This is a genomic window from Nonomuraea rhodomycinica (assembly GCF_013363995.1).
GTDB lineage: Bacteria > Actinomycetota > Actinomycetes > Streptosporangiales > Streptosporangiaceae > Nonomuraea > Nonomuraea rhodomycinica.
Genome location: NZ_JABWGO010000016.1, coordinates 85354 through 108854 on the forward strand (window position 1 = coordinate 85354; position 23501 = coordinate 108854).

Annotated in this window: 26 protein-coding genes; 14 read left to right on the plus strand and 12 right to left on the minus strand. The window is 73.1% G+C overall.

Annotated elements, in window-relative coordinates; translation table 11 throughout:
* Positions 1-27: 27 nt before the first annotated feature.
* From ligD to HT134_RS41020, 6 genes are all read right to left on the minus strand, one after another.
* A complete protein-coding gene (ligD, locus tag HT134_RS40995; RefSeq protein ID WP_175605894.1) occupies positions 28-903 on the minus strand; it encodes a non-homologous end-joining DNA ligase in 876 nt (291 codons plus the stop codon).
* A gap of 88 nt (positions 904-991) precedes the next feature.
* Positions 992-1456 carry a S26 family signal peptidase gene (locus HT134_RS41000; RefSeq protein WP_175605895.1) on the minus strand — a complete coding sequence of 155 codons (465 nt, stop codon included), beginning with the start codon at positions 1454-1456 and terminating at the stop codon, positions 992-994.
* On the minus strand, positions 1453-3405 hold the full coding sequence (locus HT134_RS41005; RefSeq protein WP_175605896.1) for an ABC transporter ATP-binding protein: 1953 nt from the start codon (positions 3403-3405) through the stop codon (positions 1453-1455). The genes HT134_RS41000 and HT134_RS41005 overlap by 4 nt, the downstream gene beginning before the upstream one ends.
* Complete coding sequence (locus tag HT134_RS41010; RefSeq protein WP_175605897.1) at positions 3402-3980, minus strand: peroxiredoxin family protein; 579 nt, start codon at positions 3978-3980, stop codon at positions 3402-3404. The genes HT134_RS41005 and HT134_RS41010 overlap by 4 nt, the downstream gene beginning before the upstream one ends.
* Positions 3981-4119: 139 nt before the next feature.
* Positions 4120-4323 (minus strand): hypothetical protein, encoded by a 204-nt coding sequence (locus HT134_RS41015; RefSeq protein ID WP_175605898.1) that lies wholly within the window; start codon positions 4321-4323, stop codon positions 4120-4122.
* Positions 4324-4439: 116 nt separating this feature from the next.
* Complete coding sequence (locus HT134_RS41020; RefSeq protein WP_175605899.1) at positions 4440-4985, minus strand: TlpA disulfide reductase family protein; 546 nt, start codon at positions 4983-4985, stop codon at positions 4440-4442.
* A gap of 300 nt (positions 4986-5285) precedes the next feature.
* Here HT134_RS41020 and ku point away from each other — a divergent pair, with 300 nt between their 5' ends.
* Positions 5286-6206 (plus strand): non-homologous end joining protein Ku, encoded by a 921-nt coding sequence (ku, locus tag HT134_RS41025; protein WP_175605900.1) that lies wholly within the window; start codon positions 5286-5288, stop codon positions 6204-6206.
* A gap of 214 nt (positions 6207-6420) precedes the next feature.
* Here ku and HT134_RS41030 read toward each other — a convergent pair whose 3' ends face one another.
* Together HT134_RS41030 and HT134_RS41035 are read right to left on the minus strand one after the other, a co-directional pair.
* A complete protein-coding gene (locus HT134_RS41030) occupies positions 6421-6798 on the minus strand; it encodes a hypothetical protein (RefSeq protein WP_175605901.1) in 378 nt (125 codons plus the stop codon).
* Positions 6799-7094: 296 nt separating this feature from the next.
* Positions 7095-7421 carry a hypothetical protein gene (locus HT134_RS41035; RefSeq protein WP_175605902.1) on the minus strand — a complete coding sequence of 109 codons (327 nt, stop codon included), beginning with the start codon at positions 7419-7421 and terminating at the stop codon, positions 7095-7097.
* A gap of 373 nt (positions 7422-7794) precedes the next feature.
* Between HT134_RS41035 and HT134_RS41040 the strand changes: the two genes are divergently transcribed.
* The 9 genes from HT134_RS41040 (at position 7795) to HT134_RS41080 (ending at position 17915) form a co-directional block, all read left to right on the plus strand.
* Positions 7795-8694 (plus strand): alpha/beta fold hydrolase, encoded by a 900-nt coding sequence (locus tag HT134_RS41040; RefSeq protein WP_175605903.1) that lies wholly within the window; start codon positions 7795-7797, stop codon positions 8692-8694.
* A gap of 52 nt (positions 8695-8746) precedes the next feature.
* Positions 8747-9928, plus strand: a complete 1182-nt coding sequence (gene moeZ / locus HT134_RS41045; protein ID WP_175605904.1) for an adenylyltransferase/sulfurtransferase MoeZ — start codon at positions 8747-8749, stop codon at positions 9926-9928.
* Between the two features lie 179 nt (positions 9929-10107).
* Positions 10108-10830, plus strand: a complete 723-nt coding sequence (locus HT134_RS41050; protein WP_312888815.1) for a hypothetical protein — start codon at positions 10108-10110, stop codon at positions 10828-10830.
* On the plus strand, positions 10824-12134 hold the full coding sequence (locus HT134_RS41055) for a S8 family serine peptidase (RefSeq protein ID WP_312888816.1): 1311 nt from the start codon (positions 10824-10826) through the stop codon (positions 12132-12134). Before HT134_RS41050 ends, HT134_RS41055 begins: the two co-directional genes overlap by 7 nt.
* 56 nt (positions 12135-12190) lie before the next feature.
* Entirely contained in the window at positions 12191-13087 is an 897-nt protein-coding gene (locus HT134_RS41060) for a hypothetical protein (protein WP_312888817.1), read from the plus strand.
* Positions 13081-14253 (plus strand): S8 family serine peptidase, encoded by a 1173-nt coding sequence (locus tag HT134_RS41065; RefSeq protein WP_175605905.1) that lies wholly within the window; start codon positions 13081-13083, stop codon positions 14251-14253. Before HT134_RS41060 ends, HT134_RS41065 begins: the two co-directional genes overlap by 7 nt.
* 23 nt (positions 14254-14276) lie before the next feature.
* Entirely contained in the window at positions 14277-14636 is a 360-nt protein-coding gene (locus HT134_RS41070; RefSeq protein WP_175605906.1) for a hypothetical protein, read from the plus strand.
* Between the two features lie 16 nt (positions 14637-14652).
* The gene (locus HT134_RS41075) at positions 14653-14958 is read left to right on the plus strand and encodes an MGMT family protein (RefSeq protein ID WP_175605907.1); all 306 of its coding nucleotides are present in this window, start codon (positions 14653-14655) and stop codon (positions 14956-14958) included.
* Between the two features lie 164 nt (positions 14959-15122).
* A complete protein-coding gene (locus tag HT134_RS41080) occupies positions 15123-17915 on the plus strand; it encodes a CDP-glycerol glycerophosphotransferase family protein (protein WP_312888819.1) in 2793 nt (930 codons plus the stop codon).
* Between the two features lie 67 nt (positions 17916-17982).
* On the opposite strand, the gene HT134_RS41085 is transcribed toward HT134_RS41080, so the two are convergent.
* Positions 17983-18264, minus strand: a complete 282-nt coding sequence (locus HT134_RS41085) for a hypothetical protein (protein ID WP_175605908.1) — start codon at positions 18262-18264, stop codon at positions 17983-17985.
* Positions 18265-18282: 18 nt separating this feature from the next.
* Here HT134_RS41085 and HT134_RS41090 point away from each other — a divergent pair, with 18 nt between their 5' ends.
* Positions 18283-18489, plus strand: coding sequence for an ArsR/SmtB family transcription factor (locus HT134_RS41090; RefSeq protein ID WP_175605909.1), 207 nt, complete (start codon positions 18283-18285; stop codon positions 18487-18489).
* A gap of 5 nt (positions 18490-18494) precedes the next feature.
* Here HT134_RS41090 and HT134_RS41095 read toward each other — a convergent pair whose 3' ends face one another.
* Both HT134_RS41095 and HT134_RS41100 read right to left on the minus strand, forming a co-directional pair.
* On the minus strand, positions 18495-18986 hold the full coding sequence (locus HT134_RS41095) for a VOC family protein (RefSeq protein WP_175605910.1): 492 nt from the start codon (positions 18984-18986) through the stop codon (positions 18495-18497).
* Between the two features lie 117 nt (positions 18987-19103).
* A complete protein-coding gene (locus HT134_RS41100; RefSeq protein WP_175605911.1) occupies positions 19104-20090 on the minus strand; it encodes a helix-turn-helix transcriptional regulator in 987 nt (328 codons plus the stop codon).
* A 95-nt stretch (positions 20091-20185) separates the two neighbouring features.
* Between HT134_RS41100 and HT134_RS41105 the strand changes: the two genes are divergently transcribed.
* The gene (locus HT134_RS41105) at positions 20186-20989 is read left to right on the plus strand and encodes an SAM-dependent methyltransferase (protein ID WP_175605912.1); all 804 of its coding nucleotides are present in this window, start codon (positions 20186-20188) and stop codon (positions 20987-20989) included.
* A gap of 71 nt (positions 20990-21060) precedes the next feature.
* On the opposite strand, the gene HT134_RS41110 is transcribed toward HT134_RS41105, so the two are convergent.
* Positions 21061-21705 (minus strand): GNAT family N-acetyltransferase, encoded by a 645-nt coding sequence (locus tag HT134_RS41110; protein ID WP_175605913.1) that lies wholly within the window; start codon positions 21703-21705, stop codon positions 21061-21063.
* Positions 21706-21830: 125 nt separating this feature from the next.
* On the opposite strand from HT134_RS41110, the gene HT134_RS41115 reads away from it, so the two are divergent.
* Both HT134_RS41115 and HT134_RS41120 read left to right on the plus strand, forming a co-directional pair.
* Positions 21831-22565 (plus strand): TetR/AcrR family transcriptional regulator, encoded by a 735-nt coding sequence (locus tag HT134_RS41115; RefSeq protein ID WP_175605914.1) that lies wholly within the window; start codon positions 21831-21833, stop codon positions 22563-22565.
* Between the two features lie 128 nt (positions 22566-22693).
* Entirely contained in the window at positions 22694-23377 is a 684-nt protein-coding gene (locus HT134_RS41120) for a hypothetical protein (protein ID WP_175605915.1), read from the plus strand.
* Positions 23378-23501: the final 124 nt, after the last annotated feature.

Below are 23501 nucleotides of genomic sequence, written 5' to 3' on the forward strand. Positions count from 1 at the left end.
CACCAGAGTGTGTGGACCGTCACCAGACTACGCCCGGGCGAACAGATCGCCGTGTTCCGCGACCCGGTCGAGCACGTCGGGGGCGGTGAACACCAGGTCGTCGGGGTGTTCGCAGCCCTCGACCTCCTCCCAGAGCAGGGGCGTGGAGACGGTCGGGTGCTGCCGGGCGCGCAGCGAGTAGGGCGCCACGGTCGTCTTGGCCGGGTTGTTCTGGCTCCAGTCGATGAACACCTTGCCGGGACGCGCCCTCTTGGCCATGACGCTCACCACCTGGTCCGGGCGCTCCTTCTCCAGGAGCTGGGCGAGCCGCTTGGCGTACGCGGACGGCTCCTCGCGGCAGTCCCAGCCGGCGTACAGCTGCATGCCCTTGTTGCCGCTGGTCTTCGGCCGGGCGGTCAGCCCCTCGGCGCGCAGCACGTCGCGCAGCAGGAGCGCCACCTCGCAGCACTCGACGACGGTGGCCGGCGGACCGGGGTCGAGGTCGAAGACCAGCGTGTCGGGCGGCAGCGCCGCGCCGTCGCCGGAGACCCGCCACTGCGGGACGTGCAGCTCCAGAGCGGCCAGGTTGGCGTAGTAGGCGAGCGTCGGCAGGTCGTCGACGACGGCGAAGTCGATGGTCTCGCGGTTCTTGGTGCTGCCGGGAGCCGGGAGGCGCACCCTGCGCACCCAGCCGGGGGTGTGCTCGGGGGCGTTCTTCTCGAAGAAGAACGGGCCCTCGACGCCGTTGGGGTAGCGCTTGACGGTCAGCGGGCGGCCCCGCAGGTGGGGGAGGAGGACGGGCGCGACGCGGGTGTAGTAGTCGATGACCTCGGCCTTGGTGAAGCCGTCCTCGGGATAGAGGATCTTGCCGAGGTTGCTGAGCACCAGCTCGCGCCCGTCGACGCGGACGGGGACCTTGCTCACCGGGCGACCTCCGTTCTCGCACGCGTCAGGCCACCTCCCCGGCGAGATCGGGTCTAACCCTGCGCGGCCCCTGAACGTGGGCCCGCGGTCAGGCGGTGGCGCGCCGCTCGCTCCCGGAGCGCAGCCGCAGCAGCACCACGCCGTACATCCGGTCCGCGGGGCACAGGCCCCACTGCTTGGAGTCCTCCGAGTACGGGTTCTCCCCGCGCAGCACCAGCATGCCGGGCGGCACGCGGTCCGGCCGGTCCCCCGGCACCCAGGACGGCACCGGGTCGCCGGCCGCCGCGACGACCCGCTTGACGTACCAACCGGCGGCTCCCGACAGGTCGGCGGGCCCGTCCCAGCCCGTACGCGGGTCGGGCCGCTGGACGACCACGATCCGGCCGGCCCGGGCCCGGCGCCGGTGGCGCAGCACCAGCAGCACGTCGCCGTGGAGCAGGGCCGGGGTCATGCTGCCGCCGCGCACCGTGACGGTGGACAGCAGCAGCCGGGCGGCCGCCGCGGCCCCCGCGACCAGGGCCGCCGCGCCGGCCCAGCCCAGGGCCTGGCTCATCCGGCGGCCACCGAGGCCGGCACGTCGCCCTCACCGGCGCCGCCCGGCGAGGGCGGGGCCGGGTCCTCCTGGTAGCCCTCCGCCTGGGTGCGGAACAGCTCGGCGTAGACGCTGCCCGGGGAGGCGAGGAGGGAGGCGTGGTCGCCGCTCTCCAGGACCCGGCCGTCCTGCACGACGACGATCCGGTCGGCCCGGCGGACGGCGCTGAGCCGGTGGGAGACCAGGACGCTGGTGGAGCCCGCGCGCAGCTCCCGCAGCCGGTCGTGGACCGCGGCCTCGGCCACCGCGTCGAGGCCGGAGCTGGGCTCGTCCAGGATCATCAGGTCGCGGCCCTGGCGCATCAGCCCGCGGGCCAGCGCCAGGCGCTGCCACTGCCCGCCGGAGAGGTGGACGCCGCTCGTCCGCGCGGTCTCCTCGTCGTCGCCCTCCTCTCCCTCGTGGAACACCCTGCTCAGCATCGTCCGGTAGCCGGCCGGGAGCCGTTCGACGGTCTCGTGGATCCCGGCGCGCTCGGCGGCGGCCCGGATCCGGTCCGGGTCGTCGATGGCCTCCAGGTCGCCGAGCCCGATGTTCTCGGCCGCGGTGAGGTCGTAGTCCATGTAGTCCTGGAACACCGCGCCGATCCGCTGACGCAGCCGCGCCACGGGGACGTCGCGGATGTCCACGCCGTCCCACAGCACGGAGCCGCGCTGCGGGTCGTAGAAGCGGCACAGCAGCTTGACCAGCGTGCTCTTGCCGGCGCCGTTGAGCCCGACCACGGCCAGGCTGGTGCCGTGCGGGATGGTCAGGTTCAGCCCGCGCAGCACCCACGGGGAGTCCTCGCCGTAGCGGAACCACACGTCGCGCAGTTCGATGGAGTGGGCCAGCGGGGCGAGCTCCCGGGGCCGCGAGGGGGCGACCAGGTCGTCGCGCACCCCGACCACCGTCAGATAGTGGTGGAAGACCAGGGCGGACTGATGGCCCATGGCGATGCCCTGCACCAGGACGCCGAGTCCCGACTGGAGCCCGGCCAGCGAGGCGATGAAGACGGACACGTCGCCGACGCTGATCGTCCTGGTGGCCGCGGCGTACACGGCCCACAGCAGCCCGCCGGCCGACAGCAGCGCCCCGAGGACGGCGAGGGCGACCTGGACGCGCACCACTCCGCGCTCCAGCCGGTCCTCGGCGTCGTTGGTCGCGCGCAGCTCGGTGAGCATCCGGCCGTGCAGGAAGCCGCCCAGCCCGAAGAGGCGGACCTCCTTGGCGGCCTGCAGGTCCGTGAGCAGCATCTGGTAGAAGATCTTGCGCCGCATCCCGGGGCTGGTGCGCCACAGCAGTCCCGCCCGCCGCCGGCTCAGCGTCAGATGGGCGATCAGCGCGGGGGCGGCGGCCAGCAGCGCGGCGCCGGTCATGAGCGGGCTGATCGCCACCAGCGTGCCCAGGAACCCGGCGACGCCCAGCGTCCCCTGCAGGGTGGACAGGCCCATCTGGACGAGCTGGTCCGGGGCGTGCTCGGCGGACTGCTGGGCCAGCCGCAGCCGGTCGTGGAAGCGCGGCTCCTCCAGGCGCGCGAGCCCGCTCATCCGGTTGACCGCGGCGAACAGCTGGTCCTGCGAGCGCAGGCCGATGGCGCGGCGGGCGCGCCCCTGCGCGTAGTCCCTGATGGCCGAGGTGGCGGCCATCGCGATGCCCAGGGCGCCGATGCCGGCCGCCATCCACACCAGTGCCCCGGTACGGGGAGAGGGAAGGGTGATCTCGTCGAGCGCGAGCTTGGTCAGCCAGGCGGTGGCCACCGGCGCCATGCCGCCGATCACCGCGGTGGCGAGCTGGAGGAGCAGCATGCCGGGGCAGGCACGCCAGGCGAGCGCGTAGGCCGCCTTCATCCCGCGGGCGATGGAGACTCCGGCCCCCGTCACGCCGTCGTCGTCGCTCGCGCCGTTCACGCCCTTCACGCCGTCGTCGCCGTTCATGACGCCGACGGCCGCGCGGTCGCGTCCAGGCCCCGCAGGCCGACACTGGCGGCGGTGGCGACCCCGTCGGGGCCGTAGTGGGCGAAGCCGGGGTAGAAGCGGATCCCGAAGGCGGACCCGACGGGCGCGTCCAGGAGTTCGGCGACCACATGGTCGGCGACTCCCGCGAGCCGGGCGGCCAGCTCGCTGCCGGCCGCGTCGACGCCGACCACGGTCGCCAGCACCTGGCCTCCCGCCTCCCGCACCCGGCGCGCGTGCTCGGCGAACTCCGGCACGCTGTCGTCGCAGGCCGAGCAGTCCAGCGACAGGAACGCGACCAGCGCCGGCCGGCCGGCCAGGTCGTCGCCGGTCACCGTGGCGCCGCCGACGGTGGTCGCGGTGAAGCCGGGCATCCGGTCCCCGGGGGCGATGCCGAGGTCCGGCTCCCCGTGGACGGGGACGGGGCCGGGGCCGTGGTGCCGGCCGGCCGCGGCGCTCACCCGGGCTCGCCAGCGCCGCGTCAGGGCCATGGTGAGCGTGAGGTTCAGCGCGGTGAGCACCGCGACCAGGACTACTCCTGCGACGAGGTATTCCACGGATGTCCTTTCCGGCTCCGGCACCGTCTCACCGGCCACGACCGGGGGACCGGGACCGATCAGGGGGAGGACGGCGGCGTGGCCGCCCTCGGCGAGGGCGGCCACGCGGCGCGTCAGGCAGGCTGACGAGGGGCGGGCGTCAGCAGTAGTTCATGCTGTAGCTGTACCAGGCGCCGCAGTGCTTGACGCAGGCGCCGTTGATCGTGCAGGTCCGGCCGAAGCACACGCCGCCCTGGATCTTGTACTCCATCCAGGAGTCCGGCGGGCAACCGGCGTCGGCGGTGGTCGTGGGGAGCAGCGCCTCGACGGCGCGGGAGACGCGCCGGGTCAGGTTCTGGAGCATGATCTCTCCTTGGGGGTGTGAGGTGATTTCCTTCCACACACGGTCCGGACGCCGCCACGAAAGGGTCTGACGCGGCGGCCACGGCCCGTGCGGGCATGGGGAGGCCCTTCAGGGCGCTAGGGGGCGACCAGCTCGGTCCGCAGGGCGGCGAGGCCGGCGCCCGCCGAGGTCACCACGCCGTTGCGGTCGTACCAGGCGTAGGTGGGGTAGTGCTTGGTTCCGTACCGCTTCGACAGCTCGGCCGCCGAGTCCTCGGCGATCACGATGTCGACCACGTCGCCGAGCAGCGCGGCCAGCTCGCTGCCGGCCGAGTCGTCTCCGTGGACGATCGCCAGCGAGATCCCGCCGGTGGCCCGCAGCCGTTCGGCGTGTCCGGCGAAGAGCGGCACGGCCTCGACGCAGGCCTTGCAGGTGAGCGAGAAGAATCCGACCAGGGTCTCCTTCCCGAGCAGGGTGCGCTCGGTCACGGTCGTCCCGTCGAGGGCGGGGGCGGAGAAGGCGGGGATCCGGTCGATCATCCGGATGGCGGCGGCCTGGCCGGGCGCGCCACCGCCGCCCATGGCTTCGAGCGCTCGCCACCGGCGGAGCATGACCAGGAGGATCGCCAGGTTCAGCAGGCTGACGACGCCGACCAGGATCAGCGCCACCACAGCGAATGTCACGACATGCGTCCTCTCCGACAACCTACGAGCACCCGTACGCCGCGGCCACCCGTCGATGATCACGCAAATCAGGTCTAACCGCAATGCCCAATATTTAGGGCCCGGTTTGCTGGTGTCATGCGTTGTTGTTGAGTGTCGCTTTTTGCCGTGTTTGGTGGTGTAAATGGTTATGTCAAGCATCGTGGGGTGCCGTCGCCACGGCAGGTGGGAGATCTGACGTGGCGTCGGGTATGGCATTGGTTGCCCCGTGACGGGTATGTGCTCGTTGGCCAGTCGCCTGTTACCGCTTGAGGAGTGACCATGCGCAGCATCTGGAAGGGTGCGATCTCCTTCGGGCTGGTCACGATCCCCGTCAAACTCTTCTCCGCCACGGAGCAGAAGGACGTCGCCTTCCACCAGGTCCACCGCGAGGACGGCGGCCGGATCCGCTACAAGCGGGTCTGCACCGTCGACGGCGAGGAGGTCCCCTATTCCGACATCGCCAAGGGGTACGAGCTGGCCACCGGCGAGATGGTGGTGCTGACCGACGAGGACTTCGAGGACCTGCCGCTCAGCACGTCGCGCCGCATCGACGTGCTCCAGTTCACCCCCGCCGAGCAGATCGACCCCATCTACTTCGCCAAGGCGTACTACCTGGAGCCGGACGCGCAGGGCGCCAAGCCGTACGTGCTGCTGCGCGACGCGCTGGAGAGCTCGGGACAGGTAGCGGTCGTCAAGGTGGCGCTGCGCCAGCGCGAGTCGCTGGCGACGCTGCGGGTGCGCGACGGGGTGTTCGTCCTGGAGACCATGCTCTGGCCGGACGAGATCCGCAAGCCGGACTTCGAGTTCCTGGAGGAGGACATCGAGGTACGGCCGCAGGAGCTCAAGATGGCCGAGTCCCTCATCACGACGATGGAGTCGGACTTCGACCCCACGGAGTACCGCGACGCCTACCGTGAGGCGCTCCAGCAGGTCATCGAGGCCAAGGTGGAGGGCAGGGAGGTCGTCGCGCCGCAGGAGGCCGAGGAGGAGGGCGGCCCGGCCGTGGACCTGATGGCGGCGCTGCGGGCCAGCGTGGAGGCCGCCAAGCGGGAGCGCGGCGGCGAGCCGGCCAAGGGCAGGAAGCCGGCGGGCCGGGCCGCGTCCGGCGGGGGCAAGGGCACGCGCAAGGCGGCAGACAAGCCCGAGGAGAAGGCCGAGGAGAAGGCCGCGCCCAAGCGCAAGGCCCGCAAGTCCGCCTGACCGGCGCCCGGTCAGGCGAGCAAGGTGTGTGAACGCCTGCAGCGCGGCATGGCGAGTGCCTGTGCCCGCGCGGTTGCTCCGTGGGAGGGCGGGGCCCTCCGGGCAGCCACGACGGACACAGGCACTCAGGGACGAGCACGGAGCTCACTCCGGACGGACGCGGCCGCGAGGCTCACCGCCCGGTCGAGTTCTCACTCCAGTGGTCGCTCAGACCTCAGTTTCCGGGAGGGCCGGGCGGGAAGTCGTCGTCCTCGTTGTGGTTGCGGTTGACGGCGATGGCGTCGGCGTCGGCGCGGTTGTCGTTGTCGTTCGTGTTGTTGTTGTTGATGTGCAGGCGGATCCGCACCTTCTGACGACCGTGACCGCCGAAGCCGTGGCCGCCCCAGCCGCCGCAACGCCAGCGGCAGCCACAGCCCCAGCTGTGCCCACACGTGGCGGCGCCGGTCGTGCCGACGGAGGCGCTGGCGCTCGACGTGGTCGTGGCGGCGACCAGCGTGACGAAGCCGCCGGAAAGGACCGAGGCGGCCGCGAGGCCGGCCATCGCTCGCTTGAACATGGATTTCCCCCGAAAAATGGTGAGTGAACGCGCCATCCGTGCGCTCTGCTCGCGCTACGGGAATGGCAGTTGTCGCGCGTCTGTGGTGATGCCTGAGGCGCGGAAAGACAGGCTGGAATTTTCTCCGTTCCAGCTACGGATCGAGCGTCTTTTCTGCGCCGCCCTTTGTCAGGGAGGGGGGTCGTCGCTCGCCCGGCGAACGACGACCCCGATGAGCACGAGCGCTCAGGAAAGGTGAACGCGGAACCCACCCCGGCCGGAAAGAGCCGCACGGACGACGTGCCCCGGCCGGCCTGGCGCTCCGGTCGAGCGCTTCAGCCTTCGGCCGAGGCTCAGTCGTCGTCTTCCTCGCCGTTGCGGTTGACGGCGACGGCGTCCGCGTCAGCGCGGTTGTCGTTGTTGTTCACGTTGTTGTTGTGGATGTGGATGTGGATCTTCACGCGCTGGTGGCCACGACGGCCGCCCCAGCCGCCGCCGCCCCAGCCGCGGAAGCCGCAGCCCCAACGGCGCCAGCAGCCCATGCTGAAGTCGCTGGAGGCGCTGGTGACGGTGGTGGCGCCGGCGGACGACGCGGTGGTCAGCGCGCCGACGGAGACCACGCCACCGGTCGCGGCGGTGGCCAGCGCGAGGCTTGCGATTGCGCTCTTGAACGTGGGCATTGAGTTCCCCCCTAAAGGATCGGTTGCCCTGGTTCTTCGGCATTTTTCGTTGCTAACGGAATATGCCGTGGATGTTGGCCAAAAGCCCCATCCGTGGCTTTTCATTTCCGGCGAGTGAGCGCGGCAAACGAGACTCTGGCCCTTTTGCTATACCCTAACGCTCCCATTGCTGTTATTAAGTGTTTATGAAATGAATTGCCATGAAATGTCCGTTTTGTGTGGGGGGTTCGACGGGTTCGGCGCTCCCGCGAAGGCGGCCAATTCCCGATAAATGCACTTAAGGCGTGTTGTGCCCCGATATGACCCGGAATGGTGTGGAATGGCATGATGTGTGGGTCGGTCGTATCGTGGAGCGGGCGAACGAGGAGGGCGCATGGCAGCAGAGCCGATCCCGCACTGGCCAGGACGCATGGTGGGCTCGGTGCACGTCAGATCCACCCCGGACGGCGCCCCCGACCAGGCCGTGTTCGTCCACGGGCTGGCCGGGTCCGCCACCAACTGGACCGACCTCATGGACGAGCTCAAGGACGACGTCACCGGCCACGCCATCGACCTGCCGGGAGCCGGGCACTCGCCCGCGCCCGAGGACGGCGACTACAGCGTCGCCGGGCACGCCCGTGCCGTCGTCGGCCTGCTGGAGCGCACCGGCCCGGCCCACCTGTTCGGCAACTCGCTCGGAGGAGCGGTGTCCGTCCGCGTCGCCGCCGACCGGCCCGACCTCGTGCGCTCGCTCACGCTCGTCTCGCCCGCGCTGCCCGACCTGCTGCCCCGGTACGGGCCGGTCCGCGTGGCCGCCGCCGCGACCCCGCGGCTCGGCGAGTGGTTCATGGACAAACTGCGGCTGATCCCCCCGGAGCAGCGCATCAGCGCCTCGTTCGCGATGGTGTGGGCCGATGTCGACGCCGTCCATCCCGTACGGCTGCGCGACGCGATCGAGGAACTGCGCTGGCGCGACGACCTGCCGTACGCCGTGCCCGCCATGATCGGCTCGGCCCGCGGCATCGTCGCCGAGTACTTCCGGCGCGGCGAGGACACCCTGTGGCGGTGCGCGGCCCGCGTCCAGGCGCCCACGCTCATCGTGCACGGCCGGCACGACCGGCTCGTCCGGCCGGCCATGGCCGCCAAGGCGGCCCGCACGTTCCCGCAGGTCAGGCTGGTGCTGCTGCCGCGCGCCGGGCACGTGGCGATGATGGAGATGCCCGCGGTGGTCGCCGCCGAGGCCCGGCGTCTGATCAGTGAGACGCGATTGGGGAATGCCCCGGTCACCGGCTAGGTTCCAACCTGAGGAACGTGAGATGGGTCCCCCTGGAACGGGAGCGTAGAAAGTGTCGTTGCCACCTCTGGTCGAGCCGGCCGCCGAGCTGACCGTTGACGAAGTGCGCCGCTACTCACGCCACCTGATCATTCCCGACGTGGGGATGGCCGGGCAGAAGCGGCTGAAGAACGCCAAGGTGCTCTGTGTGGGCGCGGGCGGCCTCGGGTCGCCGGCACTGCTGTACCTCGCGGCCGCCGGCGTCGGCACCCTCGGCATCATCGACTTCGACGTCGTCGACGAGTCCAACCTGCAGCGCCAGGTCATCCACGGGCAGTCCGACGTGGGCCGGCCGAAGGCCGAGAGCGCCGCGGCGAGCGTCCGCGAGATCAACCCCCTGGTCGAGGTCGTCGTCCACAACACCGCGCTGACCACCGACAACGTCATGGAGATCTTCTCCGGCTACGACCTCATCGTCGACGGCACCGACAACTTCGCGACCCGTTACATGGTCAACGACGCGGCGGTCCTGCTCGGCAAGCCGTACGTCTGGGGCTCCATCTACCGCTTCGACGGCCAGGCGAGCGTGTTCTGGGCCGAGCACGGCCCCTGCTACCGCTGCCTCTACCCGGAGCCCCCGCCTCCCGGCATGGTGCCGTCGTGCGCCGAGGGCGGCGTGCTCGGCGTGCTGTGCGCGTCCATCGGCTCCGTCCAGGTCAACGAGGCCATCAAGCTGATCACCGGCATCGGTGACCCGCTCGTGGGCCGGCTGATGATCTACGACGCCCTGGAGATGAAGTACCGCGACGTCAAGGTCCGCAAGGACCCCGAGTGCGTGCTGTGCGGCAAGAACCCGACCGTCACCGCGCTGCTCGACGACTACGAGGCGTTCTGCGGCGCGGTCTCCGACGAGGCCGCCGAGGCCGTCTCCGGCTCCACGATCACCGCGCTGGAGCTCAAGGCCATGCAGGACAACGGCGAGGACATCTTCCTCGTCGACGTCCGCGAGCCGAACGAGTACGAGATCGTCTCCATCCCGGGCGCCACGCTCATCCCGAAGGGCGAGTTCCTCAACGGCTCGGCCCTGGAGCGGCTGCCGCAGGACAAGCGCATCGTGCTCCACTGCAAGTCGGGCGCGCGCTCGGCCGAGGCGCTGGCGATCGTCAAGAACGCCGGCTTCTCCGACGCCGTCCACGTCGGCGGTGGCGTGGTGAGCTGGGTCAAGACCGTGGACCCCAGCCTGCCGTCCTACTGACCGGCGCCTGCTCACCGGACCGGCCGTCCCCTCGGGGCGGCCGGTCCGCTCGCATGCGGGGACCCCGGAGGGCTGGTCGACGGGGGATCTTGTGGTGGGCGGTCCGGTGATAGACCGGTTTCGGGTGCCGGTCCGGTTTCCCGGGATGGCACCGGGTCGCCCGCATTAAGGTCGAAGCCGTGGACATCGCCCGCCCCTGCTGGCCGGCCCTCGTGGCGGCCTCCGCGTTGACGCTCGTCTGCGCGGTGACCGCCGGGGTGGCCGCCGGGGCGGCGGGCACCGAGCTGACCCGCGGGCCGAACACCGCCGAAGTGCGCGCCGCCGTCCAGCGGGAGACGGCCGAGCGCTGGCGCACCTGGGCCGCGGGCCGCGTCTTCCCCGCCCGCCTGCCGTACTCCGCCGAGCAGGGCGGCACCGAGCAGGCCAGCCGGATCGGCATCTCCCCGCGTACGAGCTGCGCCGGGGTCGTGGACGCCGCCGCGGACGGCGCGCTGCGGGCGGCGGGGTGCCGCGCGGTGCTGCGCGCCACCTACATCGACGCGCTGCGCGGCGTGCTGGTCACGGTGGGCGTCGCGGCGTTCCCCGACGAGCGCGCCGCCGCCCGCGCCGGCGCGGCCTTCCCCCAGGCGGGCGAGCCGGTGCCCGGCCTGCGCCCGCTCGCCTTCCGCGGCACGGTCGCCGACCGTTTCACCCCCTCCGTACGGCAGGCCGGGTCCGTCCACCAGGCCGGCCCGTACGTCGTGCTGACCACGGCCGGACAGGCCGACGGGCGGCCCGCGAGCACGGCGGGGGAGCAGCGGCCGGCGGTCTTCGCGTTCGGCGGCGAGCTGGCCGCGCACGTCCTGCACCGCCTGACCGCGCCCCGCCTGCCCGACTGCGCCGCGCCGGAGTGGCAGTGCTGACCCGCCTTCCGCTGGCCCGCCTTCCGCTGGTCCGCTCCCCGCTGGCCGGCTCCCGGATGACGCGGGCGGCCGGGGTCGCGGCGGCCGGGGTGGTGCTGCTCGGCGCGTCGCCGGCGACGGCCGCCTCCGCGACGGCCGCCTCCGCGACGGCCGCCTCCGCGACGGCCGACGACGTGCGCGGCGGCCAGCAGCCCGTCCTCGACACCCTCGAACTGCCCAGGGCGTGGCGGGCCACCAGGGGCGGCGGCGTCACCGTGGCCGTGCTCGACTCGGGCGTGGACCCGCTCCACCGCGACCTGGCCGGCTCGGTGACCGTCGGCAAGGACTTCACCAAGGGCGCGAACCCTCCGGGCGTGCGCCCTCTCCGGCTGCACGGCACGTACATGGCCTCGCTCATCGCCGGTCACGGGCACGGCCCGGGCGGCTCGCGCGGCGTCATCGGCGTCGCCCCCGAGGCGGAGATCCTGTCGGTGCGGGTGATCCTGGAGGACGAGGAGCGGGGGTTCCGCGTGTTCGACACCGACCCGCGCTTCGAGGACGTGATGGCGCGGGGCATCCGCTACGCCGTGGACCGCGGCGCCGACGTGATCAACCTGTCGCTGTCCAAGGACCTGCCGAGCCGGGAGGAGCGCGCCGCGATCCGGTACGCCATCGACAGGGGCGTCGTGCTGGTCGCCGCCGCCGGCAACGACGGGGCGCGCCGCCCGGGCCGCGCGGCGCCGTACTCCTACCCGGCGGCCTTCCCCGGCGTGGTCGCGGTCGGCGCGACGGACGGGCGGCTGCGGCGCGCGACGTTCTCCAACGGCAACTCCTCGGTGGTGGTGGCCGCGCCCGGCGTGGACATCCTGGGCGCGGGCCCGGGCGACCAGTACTGGATCGGCCGGGGCACCTCGCAGGCGACCGCGCTCGTCTCCGGGGTGGCCGCCCTCATCAAGGCCGAGTGTCCGCGGCTGTCGCCGCCGCTGGTGGCCCGGGCGCTCACCGCGAGCGCCACCGACCGCCCGCCGGGCGGCTACGACACGGGCACCGGGTTCGGCGTCGTGAACGCCCGCCGCGCCCTGGCCGAGGCCCGCCGGCTGGCCCGCCACACCGAGACCGCGACCGGGGGCCAGGCCCAGGACCCGGCCTCGCCCGTCGGTGGCGGGGCGGCGGTCCCCGTCCGCGTGGTCGCCCGCGACCGGGACAGGGCCCGGGTCTACGGCGTCGTGGCCGCCGTGGCGGCGGGTGGCGCGCTGGCCTCGATGGCCACCATGTACCTGCTGGTCAGGCGCGTGCGCCGCGCACACAACCCCCAAGACGCATGATCCGCGTACCAAGGGGGACGACATACACACGGAGCGATCCTGGGAACGAGGCGGTGGTGAAGGCACGTAGGACCACTTCGGGGCTGCCCCGCGCCGGTGGGACGCCGGGACGGCCGAATCCCCTCGGCGCCCGTTCCGGCCGCCGTTCGCGGGTGCGCGGCTGGCCGGCCGCGGGCACCCGCGCCGGCGCGGCCGCCCGGGAACGCGCCGAGCGGGAGGCGCTGCGGCGTGGCGTGCGCTACCGCCGCTGGTTCGTCGTGCTCGTGGGCGCCGTCATGGCCATGTCGGCCGTCGTCGTGCTGCTCGGCACCGTCGGGCTGCTCGCCGAGACCCGCTCCCGTCCCCTGACCCCCGCCGAGCAGAGCCGCTACAAGCAGGAGGAGATCGCCCGCCGCTGGCAGGCGTGGCCGGCGACCGGGGTGTTCCCCGAGGAGGTCAAGTACCAGGGGCTCGACAGCGCCCAGCAGTACGCCAGGCGGGTCGGCATCGCGCCCGAGACCGCGTGCCGCGACGGCGTGGACGCCTCGGTGGCCGCGATCCTCGACGACCACGGCTGCGTGAGCATGCTGCGGGCCACCTACGTCGACCAGACCGCCACGTTCGTGTTCACGGTCGGCGTGGCCGTGCTGAGGGACGAGGAGTCCCGGGTGTCGGCGGCCGAGCAGCTCACCCAGGACGACCGGGTGGGCGTGCTGCCCGTGGCGTTCCCCGGCACGGTGACCGAGCGGTTCGGCACCGAGCAGCGCCAGCGCGCCGGCTGGGTGGGCGCCGGGCCGTACCTCGTGTTCTCGACCGCGGGCTACGCGGACGGGCGCACGCGCGCGGCCGTGCCGCCGGAGGAGATCCTGCACAGCGAGCTGTGGCCGGCCGCCAGGTCCATCGGCAACCAGATCGCCTACTTCCTCGCCGACCCGCCCAAGGTCCCGCCCTGCACCCAGGGGAACGTGTGCTGACCGCCGCCGTCCGCGTGCTCGCCGCCGCGCTCCTTTCCCTGCAGTCCCCCGCGAACGTCCCCGTGCGCGACCAGCAGCAGTGGGTGCTGGACGCGCTCAACGTCGGGCAGGCGTGGACCGTCACCAAGGGCAAGGGCGTCACCGTCGCCGTCATCGACAGCGGCGTGGACCCGAAGCTCAAGGAGCTGCGCGGCAAGGTGACCGCCGGGCCGGACATGAGCCTGTCGTCCGTGGAGCGCGCGGCCCGGCCCGGTGCGCACGGCACCGCGATGGCCGCGCTCATCGCGGGCACGGGAGCCGGGGACGGCCTGATCGGCGTCGCGCCCGAGGCGCGGATCCTGTCCGTGCCGCTGGAGGTGGCCGAGCAGCCCGCCGACGGCTCCATCGAGCCGCGGCCCGCCCCCCGGCCCGACGGGGAGTCCGGCCTGGAGAGCCCGCTGGCCAGGGGGCTGCGGTACGCCGCCAACCACGGCGCCCAGGTCGTCAGCATGTCGATCGGCGGCTACGGACCGCTCAAGTCCGAGCGTGAGGCCGTCTCGTACGCGCTGAGCAAGGGCGTGGTGCTGGTCGCCGCCGTGGGCAACGACGGGCAGACCCGCTACGCCCAGGCGAACGGCACCTCCTACTGGAACTTCCCCGCGGGCTACCCGGGCGTCATCGGGGTGGCCGCCGTGGACAAGCAGGGCAGGCGGGCCGCGTTCAGCAGCGACAACCTGTCGGTCCTGGTCGCGGCGCCCGGCGTGGGCGTGCCCGTGGCCCGGCTCGGCGGCGGCTACCAGCCGTCCGAGGGCACCAGTCCGGCCGCCGCGCTGGTCGCGGGCGTGGCCGCGCTGATCAAGGCCCGCCATCCGGGGCTGCCGCCCGAGCGGGTGGCGCAGGCGCTGTCGTCGAGCGCCCGGGGCCGTCCCGCCGCCGGGTACGACGACAAGATCGGCTTCGGCGTGGTCGACGCGGGCGCCGCGCTCAACGCCGCCGACCGGCTGGCCGCGGCCAAGCCAGGGCCGGACGTGTCCGACGACCTCCACTTCGGCCAGGGCGTGGACTCCCCGGTGCCGTCGCGGCCGGGGCCCGAACCGTGGCGGCTCTGGCTGTTCGGCGGGGCCGCGCTCGTGGCGCTGGTCACGTTCAGCGGGGCGGTCATGGCGCTCAATCAGCGTAGAAGGTGAAAGATCCGCTATGGTCCCGCGTCATGGGATACGAGCTGCGCGTGGTCCGGCAGGCGCCGATCGCCTACGCCGACCTCGCGAAGGCGATCGCGCCGGCCGGGTTCGAGCTGAGCGGGTCGCAGGAGATCGTCGCCAGGCACGGCGGCGGCACGCACACCGTGGCACGCTGGAACGACCAGGTGGTCGGCGAGCCCGGCTCCGACTGGCAGGTGGCACAGCTCGTCCGGCTGGCCGCCCTGCTCGGCGCCCGGCTGGTCGGCGAGGACGGTGAGAGCTACACGGTGCGCGACGGCGTGGTCCAGGTGACGGCCGGCGGCACGACGACCGACCTGGGCAAGTTCGACGAGATCATCGCCGCGGGGCCCGCCGCGTGGGGCCCGTGACCGCGAGGGACCGGGCGTGAACCCGTACGCCGAGCGCGTCCTGCAGGTGGTGGAGTCCATCCCGCCGGGCCGGGTCATGTCGTACGGCGACGTCGCCGAGTACCTCGGCGAGGGCGGCCCGCGCCAGGTCGGCGCGGTGATGTCCACGTGGGGCGGCGGCGTGCCGTGGTGGCGGGTCGTCCACGCCGACGGCACCGCCGCCTCGCCCGGCCACGTTCAGGAGTGCCTGGCGAACTGGCGCGCCGAGGGCACCCCCATGCGCGGCGAGAAGGCCGACATGCGGGCCGCCCGCTGGGACGGACGTTCAGTGGACTCTCAGTAAAACGTTTGAGCTGCGGAATTCGCCACGACGGTGCATGCGCGGTATGAGACTCCCCTTAGCATGGGCAAAACAGGTGATGGCGGTCCGAAAGGCGGTGCCCCCCGATGGCCACCGGCGTCCCAGCCCAGAGCCCGGGCGGCGATCCGGCCGCCGACCGTCTGAAGGTGGTTCAAGATCTCTGCGATCGCGGCGAACCCCTGGACGCGATCATGCGGGCGGCAGGTCCTGGCGGTCAGGACGCGGCGTTCGACGCGGAGGTGCTCAGCGGCCCGCTGGGCGCGCGGATGGACGTCGCGGTCAAACGCGGCCCCGCGCGCCGGCGTGAGCTCGTCACCCTGCTGCGCCCGTACCTCGCGAACGTGGACGAGCGGGTCAAGCGCGACCTGCCCGTCGCCCGCCGGCTCATCTGCCACCTCATCGAGCACCGCCCCGACGCGGAGCTGATCGACGGCGAGACGCTGACGAAGGCGGTCGCCGCCGCGGCGGAGCCCTCCAAGCGCATCCGCAAGGGCCTGCGCTGGTACGCCGACCTGCCGTTCCAGGACGAGCTGCCGTCCGAGCTGTACCGGCTGCGCCGCTCCGACCTGGTGCCCGTCACGCACATCGACGACATCCAGTGGGTGGACGGCAAGCTGCGCATCACCGGCTTCGCCTACCTCGCGGGACTGTCGGTGCGCAGCCGCCGCTTCAACTGGGCGACCGTCGTGCTGCGCGGCCCCCGCTGGCTGCCGCCCGTGCGCCTGCGCACCCGGCGGACGTTCGAGCCGGAGGCCACCCACGGCGCCCGCGAGCCGGGCTGCAACTACGACTGGTCGGGGTTCTCGGCCGAGCTGAGCCCGTGGGCGCTGCGCTGGCGCGGCGCGGTGCGCGGCGCCGTCCACGCCGCCCGCCGCCGGATGCGGCACCGGCCGGCCGTGGCCGACGCCACGACGTGGCGGGCCGAGATCGTGTTCTGGAGCCGCGGCGCCCGGGCCACCGGCCTGCTGCGCGGCTCCTCGGTGGGCCGGCCCGAGCGGCCGGCCGGGCTCAGGCTGCGTCCCGGCTGGTGGGTCCGTCCGGTCTGGACGTCCGACCGGGCCCTGCAGGTGGTGCTCCAGCCGAACCGGGCCGAGCTGACCGGCGTCACCGTCGAGAACGACCGCCTGGAGCTGAGGATCTTCCTGCCCGGCCGGAGCGTGACCAAGGGGCACGCCCGGCTCGGCGGTCACCGCGTGGCGGCCGACTTCACGCCCCAGCAGGGCGGCACCGAGGTCGTGGTCGTCCAGGCCGTCTCCGCGCTCCTGCACGAGAAGGACGGGCGGCGGCTCTGGGTCGAGCCGAAGGGCGACCCCGCGGCCTCCGTCATGCTGGGCGAGTCGGGCGAGACCCGGGCCACCGTCGGCGACCGCGAGATCACCGTGCTCGGCGACCGGCGCGACCGCGTCATCGTCTCGGCCCACCGCATCCGCCCGGTGATCTCCTCGGCGGTGTGGGAGGGCCCCGCGCTGGTCCTGCGCGGGCGCTACCCCGACGCCCCCGGCCAGCGGGTCCTCACCCTGCGCCACCGCTCCGGCCTGTGCTACGGCATCCCGATGGAGCGCGACGGCGAGGCGTTCACCGTCCGGGTCACGCCCGCGGCCATGGACCGCTTCGGGGAGAGCGTGCCGCTGTCCTCCGGCACCTGGAACATGTCGGTCCGCCACCCCTCGGGGGAGATCGTCCCGCTGCGCATGGACCACGCCGCCCTTCCCGGGCTGGACGAGGAGCCGCGCGAGCTGGGCGGGCACGCGTTCCGGATGGTCTCCACCCGCTTCGACGTGCCGGTGGTCACCGTTGAGGAGGTGCTGCCGGCCGACGAGAAGGGCGTGGCCGGCACCCACGTGCTGCGGCGGGTCTTCTACCCGGCCCAGCGCACCGAGCCGCTCAACGACGCGACCGTGTACGTGGTCAACGACGGCCGTCTCTACGCCGACAGCGTCCGGGCCGTGTACGAGGAGCGGGTGCGGCGCGGCGACGACCGCGAGCACATCTGGATCGTCAAGGACGGCGCGTTCACGCCGCCGCCCGGCACCACGGCCGTGCGCGCGGGCAGCCGCGAGCACCACGCCGCGCTGGCCAGGTCCCGCCACATCGTGACCAACTCCTTCCTGCCCGTCTGGTTCCGCGCCCGCGAGGACCAGGTGGTGCTGCAGACCTGGAACGGCACCCCGGCCAAGCACGTCGGCAACGACCAGCCGCACATGAACCGCGACCCGCGCCCGCCGATCTGGCACCGGCAGGCGGCCGAGGTGCGCGGCTGGGACGTGCTGCTGTCGCAGTCGCCGTGGGCCACGACGCTGCTGCGCAAGGCGTTCGGCTACCAGGGCGAGATCCTGGAGAGCGGGCTGCCGCGCAACGACGTGCTCACCTCGCCCGACCGCGAGCGGCTGGCCGCCGAGGTGCGGGCGCGGCTGGGGCTGGCCGAGGGCAAGCGGGTGGTGCTGTACGCGCCGACGTACCGCGACTACGACCGCAAGAACGCGATGGTGAAGCTCGACCTGGCCAAGGCGCGGGAGGAACTGGGGGCCGACCACGAGCTGCTGGTCCGCGCCCACCCGATGCAGGCCATGCCCGCCGTCCCCGACATCGCCCACGACGTCACGACTTATCCGGATATGGCGGATTTGCTGCTGGTGGCGGACGTGCTGGTGACGGACTACTCGTCGGTCATGTTCGACTTCGCGGCCACGGGCCGCCCCATGGTCTTCTACGCGTACGACCTGGCGAAGTACTCCGCCAAGCGGGGCCTGTACGTGGACCTGCCCGAGATCGCCCCCGGCCCGGTGCTGTCCACCTCGGCCGAGGTCATCGAGGCGCTGCGCTCGATCGACGAGGTGGCGGCCGCCCACCGCGACCGCTACGACGCCTTCCGGGCCACCTACGCCCCGAAGGACGACGGCAAGGCCACGGCCCGCGTGGTGGACCACCTGTTCTCGTAGGCGTCTCGCGGAAGGGCCCCGGCGTACTCGTGACGCCGGGGCCCTTCCGCGTTCCGGCTCGTCGCTCCTAGCGGACGTGGACCTTGGCGGAGCCGAACTCGACGTATTCGACGACCGCGCCTCCGGGGTGGCGGATCGTCAGGTTGCGTCCGGTGGGGACGTCGTTCGGGCCGTCAAGAAGCGCCTCCGGGGTGCCCGCCACCAGCAGGCAGCCGCCGATGCCCGCCAGTTCGAGGTCCCGGTAGGAGAAGCGCAGCCCAGGCCGCTCGCCGGTGAGCGCCTCGAAGGTCGGCAGAGCGGTGTCCAGGTCGTCGACGTAGATGCGGGCGTAGGTGGTACGGGCGGCCATGCGGCCGCGGGCGGCGAGGTGGCCTGCAGCCCGGACGGCCTGGACGTCCCGCGTTCCACGCTCTCCAACCACTGGCGCATCCTGCGTGAGGCGGGCATCACCTCCACGCGCTCGGAGGGCAAGGCCCGCTACATGGCGCTGCGCCGTGACGACCTGGAGGCCCGCTTCCCGGGCGTGCTGGAGACGATCCTCGCGGCCGCCCCGCCCGTGGACCGAGATTCCTGAAGCCGTCATCCGGCGGGCGGGAAGAACGGGGTCTCCGGCCGCTGCATGTACTCCATCGCCGCCGTGAACACCGGGTCGCTCCAGCGCCGCTCCATCTCCTCCGGCGTCACGTCCTCGATGCGCGTCTGGATCCACCACAGGTTGCCGAACGGGTCGCGCACCCGCCCCACCAGGTCGCCGAAGGCCAGGTGGGTGACCTCCGAGACCGACGTGCCCCCGGCGGCGACGGCCTGGCGGTGGACGGCGCGGGCGTCCTCCACGTACAGCCTGAGGAACGCGGGCGTCGCCGGCCAGCTCGGGTCCGCGTCGAACAGCATCACGATCGCGTCGCCGATGCGGACCTCGGCGTGCCCGATCCGGCCGCGGTCGTCGACGACCCGGCCGAGCTCGTCGGCTCCGAACGCCTCCCGCAGGTAGTCGATGACGGCGGCGGTGTCGCGGGAGATGATCCAGGGAGTGACGGTGGTGTAGCCGTGCGGGACGGGCTTGACGGACATGTTCGTGCCTCCTGTGCCGTGCTTCCGGAACGTCCGGTCGCCCACGACGTTAGGAGGCGTGTAGGACGGCTTCTGTCCTACACGGACTCGTTCCGCCCCATGGGGACTGGCTCTGTCCTACGCGGGCCGGTCCGTACGGTCCCCGGTGGCGCGCAGGGCCCGGCCGGCCAGGTCGCGCAGGTGCTCCAGCAGCTCCGGAGGCTCGTGCACCTCGAACTCGCAGCCCAGCGTGAGCAGCCTGAAGGCCAGCCACTCCAGGGTGTCGCTGCGGCCGTCCAGCCGGCAGGTGCGCTCGCCGACGGGCACCACGTCCTCCCCGCCGTCCCCCAGGCGGCTTCTCACCTGTTCGGCCGGCGCGTGCAGGGTGACGACCGCGCGGTAGACGGGGAACAGCGTGTGCAGCCGCGTGGTGACGAAGGAGGCGACGTCCTCGGCGGGCAGCGGCCTGCGGGCGAACCGCGCGCCCGTCGGCCAGGGTCGCCGCACCCGGTCCACGCGGAAGACGCGCCAGTCCTCCTTGTCGCAGTCGAACGCCGCGAGGTACCAGCGCCGGCCCCAGGGCACCAGCCCGTACGGCTCCACGTGCCGCCGCGTCTCGGCGTCGTCGTCCGGCGAGCCCGCGACGTACGCGAAACGAACCCGCTCGCCGGCCGCGGCCGTCGTGGCCAGCGCGGCCAGGACCTCCGGGTCGATGCTCTGACCGGGGACGGGAGGCGGCGCGGCCGTGGCGTCGCCCAGCGCGCTGACCCGCGCCCGCAGCCTCGACGGCAGCACCTGCCTCAGCTTGGCCATGGCGCGCACCGACGCCTGGTCGATGCCGTCCACGGGGTGCCGCGTCACGGTGCGCAGGCCGACGGCGATGGCCACGGCCTCCTCGTCGTCGAGCAGCAGCGGCGGCATGGCCGTGCCCGCCTCCAGCCGGTAGCCGCCCGTGCCCCCCATGGTGGCCCGTACCGGGTAGCCGAGATCGCGCAGCCGTTCGACGTCACGGCGGATCGTGCGCGGGCTGACCTCCAGCCGCTCCGCCAGCTCGCTGCCGGGCCACTCGCGGGGGTTCTGCAGCAGGGACAGGAGGGTGAGCAGCCGGGCGGAAGTGCTGGACATGTCCCTCAGGATCCCGCGATACGCGTACGAGCCTCACATTCGCGGCACTAAGATCGTTGCTGTCGGACCGCCGTGAAAGGCACGAAGGGAACGCCGTGGCCGAGACGCCGAACCAGTGGACCAGCGCCATCGACACGACGCGCCCCAGCATCGCCCGCGCTTATGACGTGGTGCTCAACGGCAAGGACAACTTCGAGGTGGACCGCGCGTTCGTCGCGGAGATCGTGAAGGTGGTCCCCGAGATCTACGACGTGGCCACGTACAACCGGCAGATCCTGGGCCGCGGCGTGCGCTTCCTCGTCGACCAGGGCGTCACGCAGTTCATCGACCTCGGGTCGGGGCTGCCGACCGTCGAGAACACCCACCACGTCGCCCAGCGCGCGAACCCCGACTCGCGCGTCGTCTACGTCGACAACGACCCCATGGTGCTGGCCCACGGCAGGGCGCTGCTCGCGGAGAACGACCGCACCGCCGTCGTCACCTCCGACCTGCGCGACCCCGAGGCCATCCTCGCCGACAAGGACGTCAGGCGGCTCATCGACTTCGACCGGCCGGTCGGGGTGATGCTGGTCGGCATCCTGCACCACCTGCACGACGACGAGGACCCCCGGGGCATCGTCGAGGCGTACATGGACGCGGTCCCGTCCGGCAGCTACCTGTTCATCACCCACTTCTGCGCCTCCAGCGACGACTCCCGGGAGGCGGAGAAGAAGTTCCTCGCCATGCTCGGCACGGGCCGGTTCCGCACCGAGAAGGAGATCACCGGCTTCTTCGACGGGTTCGAGCTGCTGGAGCCGGGGGTCGTCGCGCTGCCGCTGTGGCGTCCCGACGGTCCCGTGCCGTCGGAGCTGACGGTCGGCCAGCGCCTCATGTACGGCGGCATCGCCCGCAAGCGCTGACCGCTCGTCGAACCGGCGACGGCGGGCCGGCGACGGCGGGCCGGCGACGGCGGGCCGGCGACGGCGGGCCGTCATCCTTCCGGACTCCAGACCATGGTCTGCTGGTGGAGCGGCCGGCCCTCGTGCCTGAGGCCGGGCACCATCGGCGTCGGGCCGTGCCGGACGAAGCCCATGCGTTCGAAGAAGCGCACCGCGCGGGCGTTCTCCACCAGCGTCCGCAGGTGGCATCCGGGGGAGCCGGTGAGCCGGAGCCGGTCGAGCCAGCGGTGCATCAGCGCGTCGGCGGCGCCCGTCCCGCGGGCCGAGGGCGCCACGGCGATGTGCAGGTGCGCCGGCCATCGGGCGTCGGTGAAGTCCTCCGGGGCGGGCTCCCCCCGGATCCCCGCCCGCGCCATGTCGAGCACGCCGCGGGCGAAGAACGCCGCGGCCCGTGACCGGAAGCCCGGCCAGTACTTCCCGAGGGCCTGGGCCAGGCGGGCGGACTCGCTGGGGAACGTCGCGCTGTCCGGGCATCCCGTCAGGTAGCCGACCAGGGCGCCGCCGTCCTCGGCCAGCAGCAACGAGCCCGGCTCCAGGTCCATGTACGGATCGAGGTAGACGGCCGCCTCCGACTCCCGGTGGCCCCAGAGGGACGCGGTGGGCGCTCCTTCGCCCGCCCGGCCGAACAGGTCACGTAGCGCGGCGCGGTCGGTCTCGGCGAAGCCGCGAATCTCCATCAAGGGCTCCCTCGGGGGTGGTGTGCCGGGGTCTCCGAGCGGCAGAAAAACTGCGTTCGCTCTACACTGTATGACGTACGCGATTATCGTACGGCCTCGCCGTGCGTGCTTGGGAAGATGGCTCCATGGCAGAACTCCCACCCGTCGTGGCGCGCATGTGGGGCCGTGAGCCCGTGTCGCGTCGCGGGCCGCGACCGCGCCTCGACCTGGCCTCGATCACGGCGGCCGCCATCGAGATCGCCGACGCCGAAGGGCTCGCGGGCGTCTCCATGGGCCGCGTGGCCGCGCGGCTGGGCGTCGCGCCGATGGGGCTGTACCGGTACGTGGGCAGCAAGGAGGACCTGCTGACCGTGATGGCCGACAGCGCCGTGCCGGCCCCTCCCGACCGAGGCGGCCTGCCCTGGCGTGACTACCTCGCCACCTGGACCCGGGCCCACCGGGACCTCCTGCTCTCGCGCCCGTGGCTCATGGCGGTCCAGGGCGGCACGCCCCCCATGGGGCCGCGCCGGTTGAGCTGGCTGGACCGGGCCCTGGAGGCCCTCGGCGCGACGCCGCTGGACGACGGCGAGAAGTTCAACACCGTCACCGCGCTCACCGGCTACGCGCTGACCGGCGCCACGCTGGTCCACGCGACGAGCGCCGCGGGCGGGGAACGGGGGGCCGGGATCGCCGGGGCCGCCGAGTACGGCGAGGTCCTCGCGGAGGTGCTCGACCCGCGCACGTATCCGACCCTGTCGGCCATGATGCGCTCGGGGACGCTCGGCCGGTCGGAGGGCTGGGTCGAGGACGCCGACTTCGCCTTCGGCCTCGACCTCCTGCTGGACGGCGTCGAGGCGCTGATCCGCCGCCGCGCCGGGTGACCCTCCGCAACCGGCACGGCGGAATGCATGGGGTGGTAGGGAAACCGTCAAAAGGGCCGCATCGGGTATGAACCGCCCGGGGGTGGGATAGGGACACGGAGAGAATTCCTCAGTACAGAGGGGAAGTCATGACCGTGGCCCAGACCCGCTCGACCGCCACCGCCGGGACGGAGGCCGGCTCCGCCGGACGGTTCAGGCTGGACCTACCGATGATGACGATCGAGCTCCGCCCGCCGCGGGTGCGCATGCCGCGGATTCCCCTGCCGCACGTTCCCGTCCCCCGGATCAGCCGCCAGGAGATGGGGCACGCCGCCGACGTCGCGCGGGCCATGCTGCCGCCGCCCGAGCGCGTCGCCTACTACGGAGCCCTCGGGGCGCTCGCGGTCATGGGCGTCATCGAGTGGCCCGTCGCGGCGGCCATCGGCGCCGGGGCGATCATCGCGCAGCGGGCCCGTTCGGGGCAGACCCCCATGGGGAACGGCGGGCAGGGGGCGAGCGCGGCGGCGCGCACGGCATCGCGTACGTCCACGGCGGGTCGTGGGGGCGGCGGGGCGTCCGCCGCCGCCCGTAAGAGCGCCATGAAGGCCGAGGAGGCGCCCAGGAGCGGCTCGTCCCGAAGGGCGGCCGCAGCCCAGAGCACGTCGTCCAGGCAGGCGGCGTCCAGGCAGGCGGCGTCCGGGCAGGCGGCGTCCGGGCAGGCGCCCGCCACGCAGGCGCCCGCCACGCAGGCGCCCGCGACGCAGGCATCCTCTGCGAGGGCGCGGTCCAAGCCCGCCTCCGCCGCCGGCCCGCAGTCGGCCATGAGCACGTAGCCGCGCGCAGGACGAGATCCACGGCCGCTCGCGTCACGCGAGCGGCCGCCGCGATCCTCCACCCCTGACAAGCCCGCCTGTCCACCTCCCCCCGCAGGACACACCCGTTCGATGGGAGGGGAGA